Annotated in this window: 19 protein-coding genes; 10 read left to right on the plus strand and 9 right to left on the minus strand. The window is 36.4% G+C overall.

The genetic code is table 11. From position 1 onward, the window contains the following. Positions 1-120 precede the first annotated feature (120 nt). On the plus strand, positions 121-1,506 hold the full coding sequence (locus AC07XN_RS14825) for a BamA/TamA family outer membrane protein (protein WP_494743640.1): 1,386 nt from the start codon (positions 121-123) through the stop codon (positions 1,504-1,506). 511 nt (positions 1,507-2,017) lie between these two features. Here AC07XN_RS14825 and AC07XN_RS14830 read toward each other — a convergent pair. Together AC07XN_RS14830 and AC07XN_RS14835 are read right to left on the minus strand one after the other, a co-directional pair. Further along, complete coding sequence (locus tag AC07XN_RS14830) at positions 2,018-2,458, minus strand: LytR/AlgR family response regulator transcription factor (protein WP_309923324.1); 441 nt, start codon at positions 2,456-2,458, stop codon at positions 2,018-2,020. A gap of 116 nt (positions 2,459-2,574) precedes the next feature. Continuing rightward, a complete protein-coding gene (locus tag AC07XN_RS14835) occupies positions 2,575-3,246 on the minus strand; it encodes a response regulator (RefSeq protein WP_309923327.1) in 672 nt (223 codons plus the stop codon). Between the two features lie 203 nt (positions 3,247-3,449). Here AC07XN_RS14835 and AC07XN_RS14840 point away from each other — a divergent pair, with 203 nt between their 5' ends. Continuing rightward, the gene (locus AC07XN_RS14840; RefSeq protein WP_494743641.1) at positions 3,450-4,025 is read left to right on the plus strand and encodes a hypothetical protein; all 576 of its coding nucleotides are present in this window, start codon (positions 3,450-3,452) and stop codon (positions 4,023-4,025) included. A gap of 68 nt (positions 4,026-4,093) precedes the next feature. On the opposite strand, the gene AC07XN_RS14845 is transcribed toward AC07XN_RS14840, so the two are convergent. Beyond that, positions 4,094-5,158 carry a branched-chain amino acid aminotransferase gene (locus tag AC07XN_RS14845; protein ID WP_492800167.1) on the minus strand — a complete coding sequence of 355 codons (1,065 nt, stop codon included), beginning with the start codon at positions 5,156-5,158 and terminating at the stop codon, positions 4,094-4,096. Between the two features lie 281 nt (positions 5,159-5,439). Then, positions 5,440-5,994, minus strand: a complete 555-nt coding sequence (locus AC07XN_RS14850) for a cob(I)yrinic acid a,c-diamide adenosyltransferase (protein WP_494743642.1) — start codon at positions 5,992-5,994, stop codon at positions 5,440-5,442. 238 nt (positions 5,995-6,232) lie between these two features. On the opposite strand from AC07XN_RS14850, the gene AC07XN_RS14855 reads away from it, so the two are divergent. Both AC07XN_RS14855 and AC07XN_RS14860 read left to right on the plus strand, forming a co-directional pair. Next, complete coding sequence (locus tag AC07XN_RS14855; protein WP_309923335.1) at positions 6,233-6,748, plus strand: DUF1648 domain-containing protein; 516 nt, start codon at positions 6,233-6,235, stop codon at positions 6,746-6,748. A gap of 3 nt (positions 6,749-6,751) precedes the next feature. Further along, positions 6,752-7,984 carry an S-adenosylmethionine:tRNA ribosyltransferase-isomerase gene (locus AC07XN_RS14860; RefSeq protein WP_494743643.1) on the plus strand — a complete coding sequence of 411 codons (1,233 nt, stop codon included), beginning with the start codon at positions 6,752-6,754 and terminating at the stop codon, positions 7,982-7,984. Positions 7,985-8,075: 91 nt separating this feature from the next. On the opposite strand, the gene AC07XN_RS14865 is transcribed toward AC07XN_RS14860, so the two are convergent. Next, entirely contained in the window at positions 8,076-9,263 is a 1,188-nt protein-coding gene (locus tag AC07XN_RS14865; protein WP_494743644.1) for an acetyltransferase domain-containing protein, read from the minus strand. 145 nt (positions 9,264-9,408) lie between these two features. Between AC07XN_RS14865 and AC07XN_RS14870 the strand changes: the two genes are divergently transcribed. Further along, positions 9,409-9,852, plus strand: a complete 444-nt coding sequence (locus tag AC07XN_RS14870; RefSeq protein ID WP_494743645.1) for an Lrp/AsnC family transcriptional regulator — start codon at positions 9,409-9,411, stop codon at positions 9,850-9,852. A gap of 2 nt (positions 9,853-9,854) precedes the next feature. On the opposite strand, the gene AC07XN_RS14875 is transcribed toward AC07XN_RS14870, so the two are convergent. Beyond that, the gene (locus AC07XN_RS14875) at positions 9,855-11,129 is read right to left on the minus strand and encodes a replication-associated recombination protein A (protein ID WP_494743646.1); all 1,275 of its coding nucleotides are present in this window, start codon (positions 11,127-11,129) and stop codon (positions 9,855-9,857) included. Positions 11,130-11,247: 118 nt separating this feature from the next. On the opposite strand from AC07XN_RS14875, the gene AC07XN_RS14880 reads away from it, so the two are divergent. Further along, positions 11,248-12,390: a DEAD/DEAH box helicase gene (locus tag AC07XN_RS14880; protein ID WP_494743647.1), complete on the plus strand. Its 1,143-nt coding sequence runs from the start codon at positions 11,248-11,250 to the stop codon at positions 12,388-12,390. Positions 12,391-12,744: 354 nt separating this feature from the next. Here the strand turns inward: AC07XN_RS14880 and AC07XN_RS14885 are convergent, their stop codons facing one another. Further along, positions 12,745-13,461 (minus strand): biotin--[acetyl-CoA-carboxylase] ligase, encoded by a 717-nt coding sequence (locus tag AC07XN_RS14885; protein WP_494743648.1) that lies wholly within the window; start codon positions 13,459-13,461, stop codon positions 12,745-12,747. A 165-nt stretch (positions 13,462-13,626) separates the two neighbouring features. Here AC07XN_RS14885 and rsfS point away from each other — a divergent pair, with 165 nt between their 5' ends. The 4 genes from rsfS to AC07XN_RS14905 all read left to right on the plus strand — a co-directional run bounded on the left by rsfS (position 13,627) and on the right by AC07XN_RS14905 (position 17,768). After that, the gene (gene rsfS, locus AC07XN_RS14890; protein WP_309923350.1) at positions 13,627-14,013 is read left to right on the plus strand and encodes a ribosome silencing factor; all 387 of its coding nucleotides are present in this window, start codon (positions 13,627-13,629) and stop codon (positions 14,011-14,013) included. A gap of 186 nt (positions 14,014-14,199) precedes the next feature. Then, positions 14,200-16,251: an ATP-dependent zinc metalloprotease FtsH gene (gene ftsH, locus AC07XN_RS14895; protein ID WP_309923352.1), complete on the plus strand. Its 2,052-nt coding sequence runs from the start codon at positions 14,200-14,202 to the stop codon at positions 16,249-16,251. Positions 16,252-16,407: 156 nt separating this feature from the next. Beyond that, positions 16,408-17,199: a UDP-2,3-diacylglucosamine diphosphatase gene (locus AC07XN_RS14900; protein ID WP_309923354.1), complete on the plus strand. Its 792-nt coding sequence runs from the start codon at positions 16,408-16,410 to the stop codon at positions 17,197-17,199. Beyond that, complete coding sequence (locus tag AC07XN_RS14905; RefSeq protein WP_494743649.1) at positions 17,196-17,768, plus strand: glycoside hydrolase family 32 C-terminal domain-containing protein; 573 nt, start codon at positions 17,196-17,198, stop codon at positions 17,766-17,768. The genes AC07XN_RS14900 and AC07XN_RS14905 overlap by 4 nt, the downstream gene beginning before the upstream one ends. A gap of 2 nt (positions 17,769-17,770) precedes the next feature. On the opposite strand, the gene AC07XN_RS14910 is transcribed toward AC07XN_RS14905, so the two are convergent. Continuing rightward, entirely contained in the window at positions 17,771-18,484 is a 714-nt protein-coding gene (locus tag AC07XN_RS14910) for a thiamine diphosphokinase (protein WP_309923357.1), read from the minus strand. A 100-nt stretch (positions 18,485-18,584) separates the two neighbouring features. Beyond that, positions 18,585-20,258, minus strand: coding sequence for a sodium/sugar symporter (locus AC07XN_RS14915; RefSeq protein WP_494743650.1), 1,674 nt, complete (start codon positions 20,256-20,258; stop codon positions 18,585-18,587). Between the last annotated feature and the right edge of the window lie 113 nt (positions 20,259-20,371).

Raw genomic sequence — 20,371 nt, forward strand, 5'->3', positions numbered from 1 at the left:
ATTTCTATCTATCGAACAGATACAATATTTTTGAATTTAGCAATAAGAACAGCGGTATGATACTAATGGTACGAAGATTGCTTGAAGTATCTTATGGGGATAATTGCTTAACTTTGATATATGCTACTTTTCACTTTTCTATTTTCTTTACTGAGTACTTCTTTTAAGCCTATTCAGGCGGATTCTATTGTGGTGGTGAATGAAATTGTTCTTAATGGCCATCATAAAACAAAGGAGAGCATTATTTTTCGTGAATTGGACTTTAAAATAGGCGATACGTTATTCATCAATGATGTCAATAAGCGTTTAGAAATCAATAGGCGAAAAATTGTTAATACTAATCTGTTTATTTCGGTTGAAATTCATCATCAAGTTACTGAAAATGGGCAATTGAATATCCAGATTCAACTGCAAGAGCAATGGTTTTTGTTAGGGTATCCTGTTTTTCTATTGGCTGATAGGAATTTTTCGGAGTGGTGGGATAGAGGTCATGATTTTAATCGTACCATTTATGGAATAGATTTAATCCATAGTAATTTTAGAGGACGGGCTGAGAGACTTTCACTACATCTAGAAAATGGCTTTACACAACGTGTTGATGTTGGGTATAAAATTCCCTATATCAACAAAGCCCAAAAAACAGGAATGGGCTTTAGTGTATCATATATGACAAATAATAACGTAGCTTTTAGGAGTTTGAACGATACGTTGTTCTATTTCAGAAGTAGAGGGCTTACCATGCGAGAACGCTTTTCTACGGCTATTTTCTTGAAAAAAAGAATAGGTTTTTATGATAATCATACTGTTGAACTAAGGTATAATAGTATCAGCATCAATGATACTATCAGGAAACTTAATCCTAATTATTTTGCAAATCATGGAACCCTCCAACGTTATGCCCAGCTTAGTTATTCCTTTAATCATGATTTCAGAGACAACGTAGCATATCCCTTACGTGGAAAACGCTATGGAATATTAATTAATAAATTGGGTATTTTACCTAACGATGATATTAATCAGCTAGAAATTACGGGCGATTATTCCTATTATAGACCGCTATCAAGAAAGTGGTTTTTCGGGATGAGTATTGAAGCGAAAATATCGTTTCCTGATCGTCAACCTTTTTATAATACCCGTGGCTTGGGATATGGGAGTCGCCTTGTAAGAGGGTACGAATTGTTTGTAGTAGATGGCAGTAAGTATTTTTATGGCAAGCAGACACTGAGATACGAGCTTTTTAATAAAAAAATCAATTTGAAATTCCTTAAGACAAAGCAGTTTAATAAAATACCTATTGGTTTATATCCAACGCTTTTTGGCGATTATGGATATGTTGAAAATCGCTTTTCGGACGAAAACAAAAGTAAGCTTGCGAATAAGATGCTCTATAGCTATGGTTGTGGGCTAGATGTAGTAACCTACTACAATTTAGTAGTACGCTTTAATTATGCCATTAATAGCTTTAATAAAGGACACTTTGTATTCAATATAGGACGAGAGTTTTAGGAAAAAACTGTTAATTACTAATTTTTTCTATTAGCTGGTGACTTAAGTCCTACTGATTACCCACATCTTTTACAAAGTTGAAATGAAGATGTGATTATTGATAAAATTTGTTTAAATAGGCTTAAATCGCCTTTCAAACCTTATCCCCCAGCCCCTTCTCCTTCAGAGAAGGGGAGCAGACTCTGGGTCTTAAAGCTCCCCTCTCTGAAGGAGAGGGGCTGGGGGTGAGGTTGTTATTCGTTGATTGTCAGTCAATTATCAACTTGTGGGTAATCAATAGGACTTAAGTCACCAGCTAATAGAAAAGGCTTTATTAAAAAGATCAACAAAATCAGAACTTAATAGATTTTTGGAAGGCTATAAAAGACAAAAGGAGACGTTAAAAACATCCCCCTGTGCAAATTAATAGTTCTACACCTATTATCTTAAATATTTTTGAAGATTAGGAGTTAAAAACGTGGGGCAACAAAGTTCACCCCCGTTTCATAAATACCTAACCACTAATTTCTTTTTAACTGATGCGAGAATACCCAAAGTGTTTTCTCACTCTATCAATAAACTCTTTCTTTTTTCTTCTCGAAATAGAAATTTTACTACCATCCCTTAATTGTACAAACATTTCTTCTTTAATGTCAAATTGAGAAACGTAGTTCAAGTTGATTGTGAAAGACTTATGAATCCTCACAAACATTTCGGCATCTAATTTAGGCAAAAAAACTTTCATTGTACGAGAAACTAGCAATTTTTTTCCATCAGTGAAGTAAAACATGGTATAATTGCCGATTGCTTCTAAATGACTAATGTCTTTCCAAGCTACAATAATGTTCTTTTTACAAGAAATCGATAAAATAATGTTCGATTCATTACTAAGAATATTCTCTCTTTTAAAATGTAAATCACGACTTAAATTATTGATTAGATATGTATTGTTTGTTAATGATGGACTTGCCATGATAGTTATTTAGTTAAGGTTAATCCATAAATTGATTCTATAGCATGGTTGGTTTCTTGATTACAAAGTTGGGGACTAATTTCACTATTGTCAATCACATGAAAGGATGATATTGATTATACAATTCTTTCATGAATAGCCTTCGCAACGGCCTCTGTTTGTGAATGAACATGTAGCTTATCATAGATTTTTTTGATGTGCGACCGCACAGTGTCTATGCTAATACTACATTTATCGGCAATCATTTTATAACTATTGCCTTTAACTAAAAGATTTAAAATTTCGCCTTCTCGTTCTGTTAACTTATAGTCGTTGTTTTCCGTAATTTTTTGTTGAGCAGGCAACATCTGTAAAATTTTACGAGCAATACTCGAAGTCATTGGCGCACCGCCATTATTAGCATCTTGAATTGCTTCAAGTAATTTAATAGGAGGAGTCCTTTTTAATAAATAACCCACTGCTCCTGAACAGATTGCCTCAAAAATATTTTCATTATCTTCAAACACCGTAAACATGATTACATTTACTTGTGGTGCCAATTGTTTGATTACTTTGAGTCCCTTTAAACCATTTGCAATAGGCATATCAATATCCATTAACACAACATCTGGCCTTAAATCAATAATTTGACGGGCTACTTGCTCACAGTTTACAAAGGCACCGATAAGTTCAAAACCCATTGACCCTCTGAGTAATACAGAAAGGCTTTCTCTTAAATCGGGGTTATCTTCATAAATTACGATTTTAATGGATGGCTGGTTCATTGGTTGCGTAAAATTTAGAGACATGACTTTGAAGCTATTGGTTTTGAATAAATGCTTGATTAAGGAGTATACTATTTTACTACTAATTTTATTGTAAACTTACAAAATATATTTATCAGGTGGTATCACATGATTGGGTGAGGAAACTTATATCATCAATCAGAATGTGGTAGCTACTCAGAAAGTTTTTGTATTTTTGTATTTAGAAATCTTAATACATACAATTCGTGAAAAAATATAATCTTTACTTCCTTTTATTATTTATACTATTGATTGCTTGTCAAGATAAAAAAGAAAGTACCCAAACCGAAACAAGTAGTCCCGAAAGTAGTGCGGCTGGCTCGTCGTCTGCTTTAGAAAATTATAGCTCAATTTTTCAGGCAATTCTTAAAAGCGACGCAGGCATGGCTCGTGGTGTAAAAATAGGTGATAACATTGATACAATTAATGAAACAACTTTGCCTTCTGAAACGCCAGCAGAAAATGGGAAAAGCTTTACGGAGTATTTTGATGATACAGATTTAAACTTTGCTGATATTTTGTATGTTAGGAGTGCACAAAACAAAGTAGAAGCTATTACGATTGATGTTTATATCGAACGTCAAACGGCCGTAGATAGCCTAATGACTGAGTTTAAAGGTTATTTCAATACCAAATATGGCAAAGGAACTAGCACCGAGAAAGCTACGACTTGGCAATTGGCTGATGGCAAAAATAATTTATTACTTCAAAATGTAAGTACTGAAAAAGACCCAGGCTTAAAGATTATCTTCGCCAATAAAGAAAATAAGATTTTACAGTAAGAGATATAAGCAAAAACAGCCTTTAGAAATTTCTAAAGGCTGTTTTTAGTTGTAAACAATAATGAAAACTATATTTTCATTACCCATCCACGTGTATCATCTTTTTTGCCTAAACGAATATCATTGATTTCCTCAAATACTCTTTTAGAGAATGCGTCGTCTTTGCGTTCTGGTAATTGGTAATCAACACCTTCGTAGCCAATCGTTGCGATAGGGGCAATTACAGCGGCCGTACCAGCACCAAATGCTTCAGTTACTTTACCAGACTGAATGCCTTCTACCAATTCTTTGACAGAAAGTTGTCTTTCTTGAATTTCCATTCCCCATTCTTTAGCTACTTGTAAAATTGATTTACGCGTAATACCATCAAGAATTGTATCGCCAGTCGGAGCCGTTACTAAAGCACCATCTATTACAAACAAAAGGTTCATCGTTCCCGCTTCTTCCACAAAAGTATGCGTAGCGGCATCTGTCCAGATAATTTGGTCATAACCAGCATCCATCGCTAATTTAGTTGGATACAACGACCCACCATAATTACCTGCATTCTTAGAAAAACCAACACCACCATGGGCAGCACGAATGAATTGTGTTTCAACACGCACACGTAGAGGCTTGGTATAATAAGAACCTACTGGGCAGTTGAAAATAATAAACTTGTATGTTTTTGATGGACTCACACCAACGTATTCATCCGTTGAGAACATAAAAGGACGAATGTACATTGAACAACCCTCTTTCGCAGGAATCCAGTCGGCATCCAAGCGTAAAAGTTGAGAAAGACCTTCCATAAAAATATCCTCTGGAATTTCAGGAATACACATACGGACAGCAGATTTGTTGAGACGTTTCCAGTTCTCTTCTGGACGAAAGACCAGTATTTCACCCGCTGCATTTTTGTAGGCTTTCATGCCTTCAAAAATCGCTTGTCCGTAATGAAGAGACATCATCGCTGGAGAATATGAGATAGGCCCATAAGGCACAATTTGTGGCGTTTGCCATTCTCCATCTTTAAAGTCGACCACCAACATATGGTCGGCAAAAGAACGCCCAAAAACAAGGTTGTCAAAATCAACCGCATCAATCCTAGATTTTTCAATCTGATGGATATCAATCTGCAAGGTATCTGTCATATATATATACTATTTGTTATTCTAATATTCAAAGTCTAAAGTCTTGAGTCAAAAGTTTAAAGTCTAAAGTAAAAGGTCAAGAATTTAAATTAAGTCTAAAATCTAGAGTCTTAAAGTCCTAAATCCTATCCTCCTAAAATCTTATATCTTAAGTCTAACATCTCACCTCCAGAGTCTTAAAGTCCTAATTCCTCAAGTGTTAAAGTCTTATATCTTAAGTCTAAAATCTAGCGTCTAAAATCTTGTGTCCTCCAGTCCTAAAGTCCCCTAATCCTAAAGTCTCAAGAAGAAACCCTCGGTTTCCAAGCTACTTCCTCTATCCCAAGTTCCTTTGCCATCATCCTGCATAATACAAAAATATAATCGGACAATCTGTTTAAATACCTGATGACTAAATCATTTACTTCTGATTCCTCCGAAAGTCTAAGCACAATTCTTTCCGCTCGTCGGCAAACTGTTCTGGCCACATGTCCAAACGAAACAGATTGGTGTCCTCCGGGTAAAATAAAATATCGCATAGGTTCTAAATCATGATCCATTGTGTCCATTTCATTTTCCAGTAGCTCGATGTCACTTTCTAATAAATCAGGCAAACGCTTTTTGGTTTGTTCAGGCTCAGAAGCCAGTATTGAACCAATCGTGAATAATCTATCTTGAATTTCCTTTAAAATATTTTTACGCTTTTCATTTACCGCTTGATCACGCACCAAACCAATGTATGAATTTAGTTCATCCACTGTGCCATAAGCTTCAATCCGCAACTCGGTTTTAGATACTCTTGTGCCACCAACTAAAGAAGTTGTCCCTTTATCGCCAGTTTTGGTATAAATTTTCATAATGTTACTCATATTCAAGGCTTTCTAGCCCTTGAAGTCGTTCATTTTACAAAGCTAATTTTTTTTGAGAAGTTTTACTCATTAATCCTTAAAAAAATAATTGTCATGACAAGTATTTTTAGGATTAAAAAGATGAAGTTTAGTCTAAAGAACGATTTTTATTCTTGATTAATCAGCCATTTCATTAGAAATCCTGCCTTTTCTAGCGTAATTTTGCACCCTGAAACAACCAATATCAATGAGTATAGAATTTTTCATTTCCAGAACTTGGCGTTACTTATCAATTTTAGCCTTCATCCTTGTCTTATTATTTACCTACCGTGGCTTGCCCGACACCACCGCCGTGCATTTTGGACCGAATGGTAGAGGAGATGGCTTTCTTCCCAAAAACGAAGTTTTCTACCTTTTTGGAACAGTCATGTTTGTATTTAATATATTATCAATTTTGTTAGCCAATAGCGTAAAACGTGTTCCCGTAACAGCCTTTACTTGGATTCCTAACAAAATATGGTTGAAAGAAGGCGAACAACTAAAAGTCGCAATAGTAAACTGGCTAAATTTTTTGCCTGCCATTGTAAATACTTTTTTATTGCTTATTCTCAGAGCATTATTGATTCTAAATGATGAACGAACTTATCAAACAGATTATTCTTATTTATTAGTATTAGGAATAGCTTTGATGATAGCTTGGCTGTTTTATTTGCCTATCAAATTGTTATTTACAAGTCCAAAAATTGAAGTAGAAGAAGATTAATTGATGGATATTCAAGATTTAAAGCTTGCTGATTATACATATGATTTACCCGACGAGAGAATTGCCAAATTCCCTTTAGAAAAGCGTGATGAATCTAAACTACAGGTATATCAGCAAGGTAATATCACCCATACCGTTTTCAAGAAAATCAATGAGTATTTACCCCAAAATACCCTCTTGGTTTTTAACAATACTAAAGTAATACCTGCCCGAATTCATTTCCAAAAATCAACTGGGGCTGTTATTCAGATTTTTTTATTACATCCTATTGCTCCTACTTCTGTCATTAATCTAGCGATGGAAGCCAACGATGAGTGTGTCTGGGAATGCATGATTGGTAATAGAAAACGTTGGAAGAAGGAAGATGTTTTAGAGAAGGTACTAAACGTTGCAGGGGAAGCTATTGAGGTAAAAGCCGAGTTGCACGATTTTGAAAACAACCAAGTGAAACTATCTTGGCGAGTAATTTCAGAAGAAAGTACCATTCCTAACCCGAAGTTTGTCGATATTATCCAAGCCTTGGGCGAAATACCATTGCCACCTTACCTAAATCGAGAAGCCGAAGCAGCAGACTACGAAACGTATCAGACTGTTTATAGCGAGAAAAAGGGAGCAGTTGCCGCACCTACTGCGGGTTTACATTTCACTGACGAAGTACTACAAAATCTTTCGGCAAAGGGCATTAAAGAGGAGTTTATTACGCTTCATGTGGGGGCTGGTACGTTTCAACCTATCAAAGTTGAGAATATCGTAGAACACCGTATGCACAATGAGCAAATAGTGTTTACTAAAAAGAATATTGAAGTCTTATTAGAAAATATCGGCAATACTATTCCTGTAGGTACAACATCAATGCGAGCTTTAGAGAGTTTGTATTGGTATGGTGTAAAACTGACTAGGGATATTTCAAACGATTTTTTTATTGAAAAATTATATCCTTATCAGCACGTTGTGGAGGATTTACCAAGTACAGCTTCGTCTTTAAAGGCAATTTTATCGAAAATGGATGCCTTGGGTGAAACGGAAATTACAGGTGAAACCGAAATATTTATTTTCCCTGGCTATCAGTTCAAAATCTGTAAAGGTATTGTTACTAACTATCATCAGCCCGAAAGTACGCTGATTCTACTCATAGCAGCTTTAATTGGAGAAGACTGGCGTAAGGTGTATCAACAAGCCATGACAAACGATTATCGTTTTTTGAGTTATGGGGATTCATCTTTGTTGTTGCCTTAATTCTTTTTTTATCTCTAGCGAGGGACTTAAGTCCCTCGCTAGAGATAAAAAAATCTAAAAATCCTTCCCTAAAATAGGAAAGAATTAGACTCTACACATAACTCAACCACCAATACCCCTGATGTCTGTTTTTATAAGCCCCATACCAACGGCATATCGGGTAAGTAGCCACTACTATCACAATCCACAATAAATACACAAAGCTAAGACTGAAACCATAGCCCTGTAATCGTGGCGACATATAAACCCATGTATCTAAAACCATGGCATCAGCACCAAATCCCGTTAGGCTTGCTGCCAACATCGCCAATGTGTGGATGACATAAATATGTAAAATATAATAGAACATCGATACCTTGCCATAAACCAATATTTTGTTCCAGAATACCCCTTTGGCATTTTCAAGAAAAGCTAATAGTAAAAGCGCAGGGCCAATCGTCAATAAGATGTATAATAACGAAGGTGGATATTTGCTTACATTAATAAACGAAAGCAAAAGATTAATACCACTAGCGTGAGTATCCCACAAACGAGTGTCTCCATATAAATTCGTACTACGAATAATAATAAACAGCACTATACTAAGCCATCCGTATGTTAACAAAATTTTTCTACGCTCTTCTGCTTTAAATTTAGCCGTGTAAATTACCCCAAAAGCATAGCCCAGTGCCATGACACCCACCCACGGAACAACTGGATATCCGATATAAATAACGTGGTCGGGAATCCAGTTAAACATTCTTTGTTGATGAATAAGCGACCAAATAAAAGCCAGAAAGTTATCCTCTTTAATGGTAATGCCATCTAAAAGATTGTGACCGAAAATCATGATTAAGCTACCAGCAATAATCCAAGGCATAGGTAAATAAACGATAGCCGAAAGCAAAACCATGCTTAAACCTATCGCACCGATTACCTGAAAAGAAATAATCCCAAAATTGGGGTTAAAGAACCAAGCAATGTTCATAACGGTTAATTCTAAGATAATCAGCCAAATACCCCTTTTTAATAAATAGCTTGATAATTCGCTAAGTCCTTTTTTCTGACCAACTTGATAAGCTGATGTTCCTGCTAAAAAAATAAAAATTGGTGCACAGTAATGTGTAATGATACGGGTTAAAAACAGCAATGGATTGGTTTTGCTTAAATCTGTAGGGTCGAATAAGTATGCATCAGCGTGAAAAAAATCACGAACGTGGTCTAAAGTCATAATAATAATGACGATGCCTCTTAATAAATCTATCGACTCAATTCTCCGATTTTGTTGTATAGTTTCCATCTTTATCGTGAAAAATAAAATTATCTTTTGGAATTTTGTTGAAACAAAGATACCTTGCTGATATAAGATAAATGCTTTGTAAACCATTGAACTTGTGGGTTATAACCTTTGATTCAATGTTTATTTTGCTTAAATACCTTTGATTATGGAGTTAGATAAATTGTACTGGAATATTCTGGCTTTATTGCAGGAAAATGCCCGTTATTCCTTTGCCGAAATAGGCAGAAAAGTAGGACTTTCAGCACCTGCGGTTGCTGAGCGTGTTCAGAAGTTAGAAGAAATAGGCGTCATCAAACGTTTTGGGGTAGACCTCGACTTCGCAAAGTTGGGATATTCCCTAAAGGCAAGTATTTTGTTTAAAGCGCACAATGGCAAAATGCAATCTTTTTTGGCACACATCAGCCAAATGCCCGAAGTGTATCAATGCGATAGAATTACAGGCGAATATTGTTTGGTGATGAAAGTAATCGTAAAACATCCCAATGATTTAGAAAACATCATTAATAAATTCTCAGAATATGGCGAACCTACCACTTCTGTCATCTTATCGAGTCCTGTTGAATACAAAGTAGTGAAACAAAATGCCTAATTTCAATAACCGTATTCGTCGCCCCAATCTTGGCGGAGTTTCTGTTTGATTTTCTCCTCAGCAGGATTTTGTTGAGGCTCAAAGAATTTTGTGCTTTTTACTTCGTCAGGCATAAATTGTTGTTGTACAAAATTGCCTTCATAACCGTGCGCATATTTATAGTTTTTGCCATAGTCTAATTGTTTCATCAGTTTAGTAGGGGCATTTCTAAGGTGTAGCGGTACGGGTAAGTTTCCAGTTTCACGCACTGTTGCCAAGGCTTGGTCTATCGCCAAATAAGCAGAATTGCTTTTGGCAGAAGTTGCCAAATAAATAACCGTTTGCGACAGTACAATACGGGCTTCGGGCATGCCTACTGCACGAATTGTCTGAAAACAAGTGTTAGCCATCAATAAAGCGTTCGGATTCGCCAAGCCAATATCTTCGGATGCTAAAATCATCATTCGTCTTCCTATAAACTCTATGTCTTCGCCACCTTCTAGCATTCTTGCCAACCAATACACGGCAGCGTTTGGATCGGAACCACGGATAGATTTGATAAAAGCCGAGATAATATCATAATGTTGTTCGCCGTCTTTGTCATAAAGGGCTATATTTTGCTGTAGTTTTTCAACGACCATTTCGTTGGTGATTTCCAGTCCTTCGCCCTCAGGAATAAAATTGCACACCAGCTCCAAGATGTTGTACAGCTTTCGCCCGTCGCCACCCGAAAACTGCAAAATAGCCTCGTATTCCTTTAAGACAATGCCTCGATTCTTCAAGAAAATATCTTTCTCTAGTGCCTGATTAATCATATAAATCAATTCATCTTTCACCAAAGGTTTTAATACATACACCTGACAGCGAGAAAGCAAGGCGGATATTACCTCAAAAGAAGGGTTTTCTGTAGTAGCACCAATCAGCGTAATAATGCCTTTTTCCACTGCGCCGAGGAGGGAATCTTGTTGAGATTTTGAAAAACGGTGGATTTCGTCGATGAACAAAATAGGAGAGGGCGTATCAAAAAACTTCTGCTTTTTGGCCGTCTCAATGGTTTCACGAATGTCTTTTACCCCCGCACTAATGGCAGACAATACATGAAAAGGACGTTTCAGTGTCTGTGCCACAATACTTGCCAAAGTAGTTTTGCCGACGCCCGGAGGACCCCACAAAATAAAAGAGGGAATCCTGCCAGATTCTACGGCACGGCGTAAAACGGCTTTTTCTCCTACTAAATGTTGTTGCCCCACGTATTCATCAAGCGTTTGTGGACGCATTCGTTCGGCTAATGGTTGCATAATAGTATTGTTAATTCTAAAGCAAATATACATTCATTTCAAGACGCTAAGGCTAATCCAAAGCTTTGTGCAAAAGAAATATTATCTTTGTAAAATATTTTCATCCTAAAATAATTACATGACTTTCGCATCACTTGGTTTATCAGCATCTCTTTTAAAGGGGATAGAAGCAAAAAATTATACCGAACCTTTCCCCATTCAAGAACAGGCTATTCCCGCAATTTTAGCAGGAAAAGATATCCAAGGAATTGCCCAAACGGGTTCTGGAAAAACTGCGAGTTTTGTATTGCCTATTTTAGAGATGTTTCAGCGTAAAAGTCCTACCAGAAATTTACACCTAAAAGTATTAATTCTAGTCCCTACCCGCGAACTCGCCATTCAGATTAAGGAAGTCATCGATTCGTTTTCTTTGCACTTAAATAATCCTGTAAAAAGCATTGCCGTTTTTGGAGGTGTGCCACTCAATCAACAGATGGTGACGCTAAAAAATACGGAGATTTTAGTAGCTACACCGGGAAGGTTATTAGATTTGGTTTCGACGCAATCAATTAATCTAGCTAAGATAGAAATCTTGGTGCTGGATGAAGCCGATAAAATGTTGGATTTAGGGTTTAAAGAAGAAGCCAATAACATTTTCAAATTATTACCCAAAAAACGCCAGAACATTTTGTTTTCGGCCACGTTAGATACTGATTTAGAGATTATCAAGGAGAGCCTTTTGAGCGAACCTGTAAAAATAGAAATTGAACCAGAAGTACAGAACCTTGACCAAATTAAGCAAATTGCCTATTTGGTAAGTCCCGAAAGAAAAGGTCCTTTGCTAAGATACCTTATCAAAACCCAAGCCATGCCGCAAGTATTGGTATTTGTTTCGGCAGTACGGACGGCGGATAATTTGGTAGATAAATTAAAGAAAAATGGCATTAATGCCTTGGCGATTCACAGTAAGAAAACACAAGGTGCTAGAACCGAGGCCTTGAGGAACTTTAAAGCTGGAAAAACTACGGTATTGGTAGCTACAGATTTGGCTTCGCGCGGGATAGATATTGAGTTTTTACCTTTTGTGATTAACTATGAGTTACCACGTTCGCCAAAGGATTATGTACATAGAATTGGTAGAACAGGACGTGCTACGGCCTCTGGAGATGCTATTTCGCTGATTTGTCCAGAAGACCAGCACCATTTTCATATCATCCAGAAAAAAATGAAAAGGAAGGTAGAAACAGTAGAAACGGCTGATTATGACTTGGGTAAATTTTAAGTGAAAATTCAAAGAATCAAGCACCTTGTTACCTCCATAAACAAGCGCAAAATGCTGTTTTAAGGGTGTTATAAGGTGCTTGATTATCAGCTTTTTGAGGAAGTATTAAGAAAATCTATCAAATAAAAATAATTCACTATGACATATGGTTATTTCAAGATTTTAATTATATTTGATAAATAATTCCCAAAACTAACCACACATTAACCCCTTAAAATGTCATGAATCTAAGATCGATGCTTCGAATTTTGTTTATTAGTTCACTGGTAGTTTTCTTAGGATACATTTTTTTGAAAAGTTTTGATTCATTTGCACATCACGTAGTGGCCTTTAAAAAACATTAAAGGCTCTTTATTAAATTACAAAAGCTACTTCTTGGAAACCATAATATTCGACTAGTCCGTCGGACTCAATACCCAATTGCCCACTTTCGTCGATACCAACTATTTTCCCCAGAAATAGTTGCCCGTTCTTTCTGAAATGATGAAATTCGTTTATTCTGAAAAGATTAGACAAGTACCTTTCTTTCAATACTTCATAATCTCCGTTTTTTACAGCCAAATAATTTTTCTCAACACAAGCTAATAATTCAGAAAGTAGGTCGGATAAATCATATTTTAGCGGATTCGTCGTTACATTCCTCAGTGAGGTAGCATTGGGTACTGGAAACTGGGTTTGATTGATGTTTAATCCGATTCCAATTACAGAAAAACCAATCTGATAACCTTGCAGGGTATTCTCAATAAGAATGCCACCCATTTTTTGATTTTGGAAATAAATATCGTTCGACCACTTTACTTTTAGGTCTTCGTCGATATATTCGGATAGGCAGTCTAAAACCCCCAACGAAACTGCCACATTGAGTTTGAACTGTTCGCTGGCTTTTAAAAAATTGGGTTTTAGGATTAATGAAAAAGTTAAATTTTCGCCTACAGAGGCTTCCCAAACGTTGCCTCTTTGTCCGCGACCAGCCGTTTGATTATCGGTAATTATGACCATTCCCTCAAAAACGTTATTACCCGACTGAATTATTTCAGCCGCTATGTCGTTAGTAGAGTGACAGACTGGCATGTATTTTATTGTTTTGCCAGTAAATAATGTATTGGGTTGAATTTTGTACAAGGTTATTTTGTAATTTTAAAGTTCAAATTATTTTTTGTGTTATTGAGTAATGAAGTTATGAGATTTATCTCTAAACATTGTGACAAACACTTGTGAATTTACAAACAACAAAGCATGGCAGAAGTTAAATTAAAAAAAGAAATTAGTTCACAAGAACTTAGCCAATTGGTGGTGAAAGGGATGCAGGAAAGAAAGGCAACCAATATTGTAGTGATGGATTTAAGAAAAGTAAAAAACGCTTTCACTGATTTTTTTGTCGTTTGTTCTGGTAATTCTGACACGCAAATTGATGCTATCTCAGAATCTGTTGATAAAGAAGTATGGGAAGCAACTCGTTCTCATCCCAAAAGTATGGAAGGGAAAGCCAACCGTGAATGGATATTAGTAGACTATTATGATGTAATAGTACACGTATTTAAAAAAGATAAACGTGAGTTTTATAAACTAGAAGAATTGTGGGGTGACGCTGAATTTACTTATATTGACGACGATGCCGTTTAAAGTAATAACACTCCTTTCATAAATTTATCATACCACTTTTCATGAAAAACATAAGTTCGAAACAAAGTTATCAGACCTTGTGTTCTCAATATAGATAACCAAAGTTTACAATTTATCTCAAATTATGTAAAACCAATTACTTTTTAGAATAAATTGGATACTGTTTAAAAGTTAATTAAAGAAAAAATGGCAGAAAATAATAGTGAGAATAATAAACCTCAAGGCTTTCCGAAGCGTCGCCCAAATGCTTCTGGCAATGGTTTTCAAGGATGGTTGGTTATAGGATTGATAGTTGCTTTAATAAGTATTTACTTTTTGAGTAAAACAAAAGTTCTAAAACCTATTCAGCAAACCGAGTACGAACAAATGGTGCTCAATCAGGAAATTGCTAAATTATCCATTATCAAAGGAAAAGATATTGTTGAGATTACCCTCAAACCAGAGGCACTTCCAAAATATAAAAACGAATTAAGTGATCAACCAAACGCTGTGGTTAATCAGAATGCTGGCCCTCAATTCGAAAAAGAGATTACTTCTATCAATTCTTTTGAAACGGAACTCAACGAATTGCAGAAAGATATTCCTCGTGATAAGAGAGTACATGCTACTACCGAAGAACATTACGGGATTTTTGAATTCTTGATGGGACCTGGTTTCTTTATCGTGATGTTCATCGCTATTTACTTCATGTTCTTTAGAATGGGTGGTGCAGGCGGACCGGGCGGACAAATCTTCAACATTGGTCGTTCTAGAGCAACATTGTTTGACGGCGAAGCTAAAGTGAAGATTACCTTCAACGATGTAGCAGGTTTGGATGAAGCTAAAGAAGAAATTCAAGAGATTGTAGAGTTTTTGAAGTTTCCGAAAAAATTCACTGACTTAGGTGGTAAAATTCCGAAAGGAGCTTTATTAGTAGGCCCTCCGGGAACAGGTAAAACCTTATTAGCAAAAGCTGTTGCTGGCGAAGCAGGCGTACCTTTCTTCTCGTTGTCTGGTTCAGACTTTGTTGAAATGTTTGTGGGTGTGGGTGCGGCACGTGTAAGAGATTTGTTCAAACAAGCGAAAGAGAAAGCACCATGTATCATCTTTATTGATGAGATTGATGCGGTAGGTCGTTCTCGTGGTCGTGGTGCGATGCCAGGCTCAAATGATGAACGTGAAAATACATTGAACTCATTGTTAGTTGAAATGGATGGTTTTGCTACTGACTCAGGTATTATTATCATGGCAGCAACAAACCGCCCTGATGTACTAGATTCAGCTTTATTACGTCCGGGACGTTTCGACCGTCAGATTTCAATTGATAAGCCAGATATTATCGGAAGAGAAGCTATTTTTAAAGTACACTTAAAACCTTTGAAATTAGCAGCTGATATTGACCCTAAAGAATTGTCTGCTCAGACTCCTGGTTTTGCAGGTGCTGAAATCGCCAATGTTTGTAACGAAGCGGCTTTAATAGCGGCACGTCGTAGCAAAACTGCGGTAGATATGAAAGACTTCCAAGAGGCAATGGATAGAGTAATTGGTGGTTTAGAGAAAAAGAACAAATTGATTTCTCCTGAAGAAAAGAAAATTGTTGCTTATCACGAAGCTGGCCATGCGATTGCTGGATGGTTCTTGGAACATGCCAATCCATTGGTAAAAGTAACGATTGTACCACGTGGTGTAGCTGCTTTGGGTTATGCACAGTATCTGCCTAAAGAACAGTTCTTATACAGAACAGAGCAATTGATAGATGAAATGTGTGTTACCTTGGGTGGTCGTGTAGCTGAAGACATCGTTTTTGGTAAAATATCAACAGGCGCACAAAACGATTTAGAGCGTATTACCAAATTAGCCTATAGTATGGTAACCATTTATGGTATGAACGATAAACTTGGGAATGTTTCATTCTATGATTCGAAAGGCTCGGAATATAATTTTAACAAACCGTATTCTGAACAAACAGCCCGCGAAATAGATGAAGAAGCACGTAAGATTATTCAACTAGCTTACGAAAGAACGAAGGCTTTATTGACTGAAAAACAAGATAAGTTGGAAATTTTAGCGCAAGAATTATTAGTGAAAGAAGTGCTTTTCCAAAATGATTTAGAGCGTTTGGTAGGACCAAGACCTTTTGAGCAATTGACAGCCTATCAGGAATTTACAAGAAACGAAGATAGAAAAGCAGCAGATTTGGAAGCAAAAGAAGCAGAAAAAGCTATTGCAAAAGAAAGTGAAGAACCTGCTGAAAAGTAATAGACGGTTTTAACCTCAATCCTAAGCCCCCTTTCTTGATAGAAAGGAGGCTTTTTTTTGCTGTTTTGTCTTATTAGGACATAACAAGCTTTTAGTTGATGGGTCTCTTACCTAGCGCTTAGATTTGTTGTATATTTGTCTTTTAAATATGTTTCAATGACTACTATTAATTTACAAGCCGACAAGAAAATATACTTTGCCTCTGATTTTCATTTAGGATATCCCGACCATCAAACTAGTTTGATTCGCGAACGAAGAATCATCGCTTGGCTCAATCAAATACAGAAAGATGCGCAAATGATTTTTTTGATGGGCGATTTATTTGATTTTTGGTTTGAATATAAAAATGTGATACCCAAAGGTTTTGCGAGGTTTCAGGGTAAATTAGCAGAACTGTCGGATGCGGGCATTGAAATAATCATTTTTAAGGGCAATCATGACCTGTGGATTTTCGATTATTTTGAAGAAGAAATGGGTATTAAGGTATTGAGAGAACCCACTGAATATGTTGTTAACCAAGGCAGTAATAGTACGTCTTTTTACCTAGTGCATGGCGATGGATACGGCCCAGGAGATTATGGGTATAAAAAACTGAAACGAGTTTTTGAGAGTAAGCTTAGTCAATGGGCATTTGGATGGGTACACCCCCAAGTTGGTATGAAACTGGCCATGGCGTGGTCTGCTTCTAAAAAAGATGAAGAAAGGCTCAAGCGAGAATTGCAGTTCAGAGGTGAGGGCGAGTGGCTGTGGTCTTATGCCAAAGAAGTAGAAAAACAAAAACACCATGATTTTTATATCTTTGGGCATCGTCATTTGTTATTAGATTTAAAAGTAGGTGAAAATAGTCGTTATATTAATTTAGGGGAATGGTGTTATGATAAACCAGCAAGTAATCATTATGCCATATTCGACGGAATTAATTTTAGTGTAAAACAATTTCAGGGATGAAAATAATAGCGATACTCTTATTATTGATAAATTGTACAGTGTTAGGGCAAAACGTTGCATTTGATACCTTAATTCCGAAAAATACCTACCGATATTTCGAAAAGAAAAATTTTGTAGTTGCTAAGGAAATAGCCCTCAATGGCGCTGATCTTTTTTCTAAAAATAATTACCTGATAGAGGCCGAATTAATATGCAAATCAGCTAAGCATTTTGGGTTTAAGGTAGCCCAATGGAAAGACAAAGCTCATCCTAAAAAAGTACTTGAAGAGTTGACGCTTGGCTATGATGTGCACCATAAAGAAATATACATTGATAGAACAAAGTCGTCAATACCTGCTAAGAAAGATTTAGTAGCACCTTACCACCTTGTGAATAAAAAGATAAAAATGCAGATAATTGTCAAGAACAATTATGTTCGTTTTTATGCCAATAATAATGAAGTAATGTTAGCAGATTCTATCGCCCCAAGCCCTGATGCATTAATATTTTCAATTTTTACAAAGCGAAAAAAAGTTTTTGTTGAATCTTTGAAAATTTGGGACTTCGAAGGCTTTCCAACAAAAAAATAAGGTTAGTCATTACATTCCATCATCAATAAATCACCAGATTCATAGGTGATTTTAACCAGACCGTCTTCTTTCACTTCATTACTACTACCCGTGCGATAGCCAATGGTGAGGTTTTCGGCTGATAATTCATACTTTAAGTTGTGTGTAGTAATTCCTGATACTTCACCCACAGGAATCAACGAAATGTTGGTTTTGGCTGGATACCATTTTTCGTAAGTATTGGGTAGTACAAAAATCTTAGAGTAATCGTCAATCACCACAATCTTCAGTTGTTCTCTAAACCGTACGATGTTCGTAATGTTGGTGATGGTATGGTCAGCCCTTCTGCCTGTAGCCCAAACAACATTTACGGCAGGAAATCCTTTCTCCACTAAATAATCAAAGGCCTTTTCCAAGTCGGTTTTATCTTGGTCTGGTGTATGAACAATCTCGATAGGGTACTGGTCTTCTCTGATTTTCTCTAAATTAATGGCTCTTTTAAGATTTTGTTCGTCTAGTAGGGTGATGTCAGAAGTGTTTCTAAGAATATCAAAATCGCCCAAGAGGACGTCTACCTTAATACCCAATTCTAGCACACGATTGATGGCAGAATCAAGGACAATCACCAAGGGTGACCATTCAAGGAGTTGACCCAATAGCTCAAAATTACAGGCTTCGCCATTGGCAATGATAAGAGCAGGCTCTTGTTGTTCTCTGATAACGTGGTGTGATGACATACTATAAGTAAGAGTTATGAGTGATGAATTGTGAATTTAAAGTGTTTTATAACGATATTTTATTCATAATTCATCACTCATAATTCACGACTTTTACTTACTACCAGAAAGTAGTATAAAGCACTACTAAAATAGCAACGATAGCAGCAGCACCAATAGCAAAACCTTTTGTCGTTTTGAACATAGTAGCATCTATTTCCAAAGCTTTAGGGTTTTCTTTAGTTGCAGGGTCTAATAAACCTGAAATAACCATAACAATAACACACACGACAAAAGTAATTGCCATACGGTCAAGGAAAGGGATAATATGTTTACCTTCTGCATCTAAGAAAGAAGTGTAAATTGGCGTTTGATAAAGACCTGTCCAATCTGGAAATTCTTTCAATACCAATGAGATAACCACAGAACCAATGGTAGCAATCATAGCACCAGCAGAGTTAGCACGTTTCCAGAAGAAACCTAACAAGAACACTGCAAAGATACCCGGAGAAACATAACCAGTCATTTCTTGAATGAAGTCGAAACCACCTTTTTTGTCAATACCTAAGAAAGGAGAGATGAAAATAGCAAGAATCATGGCAACAACAATTACAATTCTACCAGTTTTTACTAGTTCTTTTTCAGTAGCATCTTTCTTGAAGAATTTCTGATAAATATCAAGCGTAAAGATAGTTGAGATTGAGTTAGCTTTACCAGCCAAAGAAGCCACGATAGCAGCCGTTAAAGCAGCAAATGAAAGTCCTTTTAACCCAACAGGTAGTAAGTTTAATAATACAGGATATGCGTGGTCAGGATTCACTGTGCCATCTGCTCCCAACATTTCTTGTTGGAACAAGCCATTTTGGTATAATACATACGCTGCGATACCCGGAATAACTACGATGATAGGCATTAATAACTTTAAGAAACCTGCAAATAAAAGACCTTCACGAGCCACTGGAAGCGAAGCACCCAAAGCACGCTGAGTAATATATTGGTTACAACCCCAGTAGTTTAAGTTTACAATCCACATACCACCAATCAATACTGCTAGGCCTGGTAATGAAGTAAAATTAGGGTTATCCTTTTTCAAAATCATGTGGAAATGGTCATCAGCGCGTGTAAACATTTGTTTCATACCCTCGATAGCTCCCACTTCGCCAAATTGTTGTGATACCAATGTAAGCGCTAAGTAAGTAGTACAAAGTCCACCTAAGATTAAGAAAAACACTTGAATAACGTCTGTAAAACCAATAACTTTCATACCACCTAATGTAATAATTACAGCAAAAAACGCAAGACCCCACATACACAAGGTGAAATCAATACCTGAGATAGTTGTGATAGCTAATGCCCCTAAGTACAAAATTGAGGTAAGGTTAACAACAACATATAGAATCAACCAAAAAACAGCCATAATGGTACTTACTGTTGAATTATAACGCTGTTTCAAGAACTGAGGCATTGTGAAAATCTTATTTTTCAAATAGATTGGCATAAAAAATACCGCCACAATTACAAGCGTCGCCGCAGCCATCCATTCGTAAGCAGAAATAGCTAAGCCCATTTTGAAACCATTACCAGCCATACCGATAAATTGTTCGGCTGAAATGTTTGAAGCAATCATCGATGCTCCGATTGCCCACCAAGTAAGTGAACCTTCGGCAAGGAAGAAGTCTGTAGATGATGCTTGTTTTGATTTTTTCTGTTGGTAAATCCAGTAGCCGTAACCTGCTACAACGATAAAATAAAAGAAGAATACTAAATAATCAATGGATTGCAGTCCTTTTTGCATTGGGTTTATTTATTTTTTAGGTTATATATTATTTTTCATTCCGAAAGATACTGCATTAATTCAAAATTAAATAGATTAAATACTATAAAATATATTACAAAAACTATATTATG

Source organism: Arcicella sp. GW458-12-2-14-TSB2 (assembly GCF_059423785.1).

Excerpts from the sequence above, each read along its gene's own strand:
- AC07XN_RS14825 (WP_494743640.1), top strand. The coding sequence starts at position 121 with ATGCTACTTTTCACTTTTCTATTTTCTTTACTGAGTACTTCTTTTAAG.
- AC07XN_RS14830 (WP_309923324.1), bottom strand. The coding sequence starts at position 2,458 with ATGGCAAGTCCATCATTAACAAACAATACATATCTAATCAATAATTTA.
- AC07XN_RS14835 (WP_309923327.1), bottom strand. The coding sequence starts at position 3,246 with ATGTCTCTAAATTTTACGCAACCAATGAACCAGCCATCCATTAAAATC.
- AC07XN_RS14845 (WP_492800167.1), bottom strand. The coding sequence starts at position 5,158 with ATGACAGATACCTTGCAGATTGATATCCATCAGATTGAAAAATCTAGG.
- AC07XN_RS14850 (WP_494743642.1), bottom strand. The coding sequence starts at position 5,994 with ATGAAAATTTATACCAAAACTGGCGATAAAGGGACAACTTCTTTAGTT.
- AC07XN_RS14855 (WP_309923335.1), top strand. The coding sequence starts at position 6,233 with ATGAGTATAGAATTTTTCATTTCCAGAACTTGGCGTTACTTATCAATT.
- AC07XN_RS14860 (WP_494743643.1), top strand. The coding sequence starts at position 6,752 with ATGGATATTCAAGATTTAAAGCTTGCTGATTATACATATGATTTACCC.
- AC07XN_RS14865 (WP_494743644.1), bottom strand. The coding sequence starts at position 9,263 with ATGGAAACTATACAACAAAATCGGAGAATTGAGTCGATAGATTTATTA.
- AC07XN_RS14870 (WP_494743645.1), top strand. The coding sequence starts at position 9,409 with ATGGAGTTAGATAAATTGTACTGGAATATTCTGGCTTTATTGCAGGAA.
- AC07XN_RS14875 (WP_494743646.1), bottom strand. The coding sequence starts at position 11,129 with ATGCAACCATTAGCCGAACGAATGCGTCCACAAACGCTTGATGAATAC.
- AC07XN_RS14880 (WP_494743647.1), top strand. The coding sequence starts at position 11,248 with ATGACTTTCGCATCACTTGGTTTATCAGCATCTCTTTTAAAGGGGATA.
- AC07XN_RS14885 (WP_494743648.1), bottom strand. The coding sequence starts at position 13,461 with ATGCCAGTCTGTCACTCTACTAACGACATAGCGGCTGAAATAATTCAG.
- rsfS (WP_309923350.1), top strand. The coding sequence starts at position 13,627 with ATGGCAGAAGTTAAATTAAAAAAAGAAATTAGTTCACAAGAACTTAGC.
- ftsH (WP_309923352.1), top strand. The coding sequence starts at position 14,200 with ATGGCAGAAAATAATAGTGAGAATAATAAACCTCAAGGCTTTCCGAAG.
- AC07XN_RS14900 (WP_309923354.1), top strand. The coding sequence starts at position 16,408 with ATGACTACTATTAATTTACAAGCCGACAAGAAAATATACTTTGCCTCT.
- AC07XN_RS14905 (WP_494743649.1), top strand. The coding sequence starts at position 17,196 with ATGAAAATAATAGCGATACTCTTATTATTGATAAATTGTACAGTGTTA.
- AC07XN_RS14910 (WP_309923357.1), bottom strand. The coding sequence starts at position 18,484 with ATGTCATCACACCACGTTATCAGAGAACAACAAGAGCCTGCTCTTATC.
- AC07XN_RS14915 (WP_494743650.1), bottom strand. The coding sequence starts at position 20,258 with ATGCAAAAAGGACTGCAATCCATTGATTATTTAGTATTCTTCTTTTAT.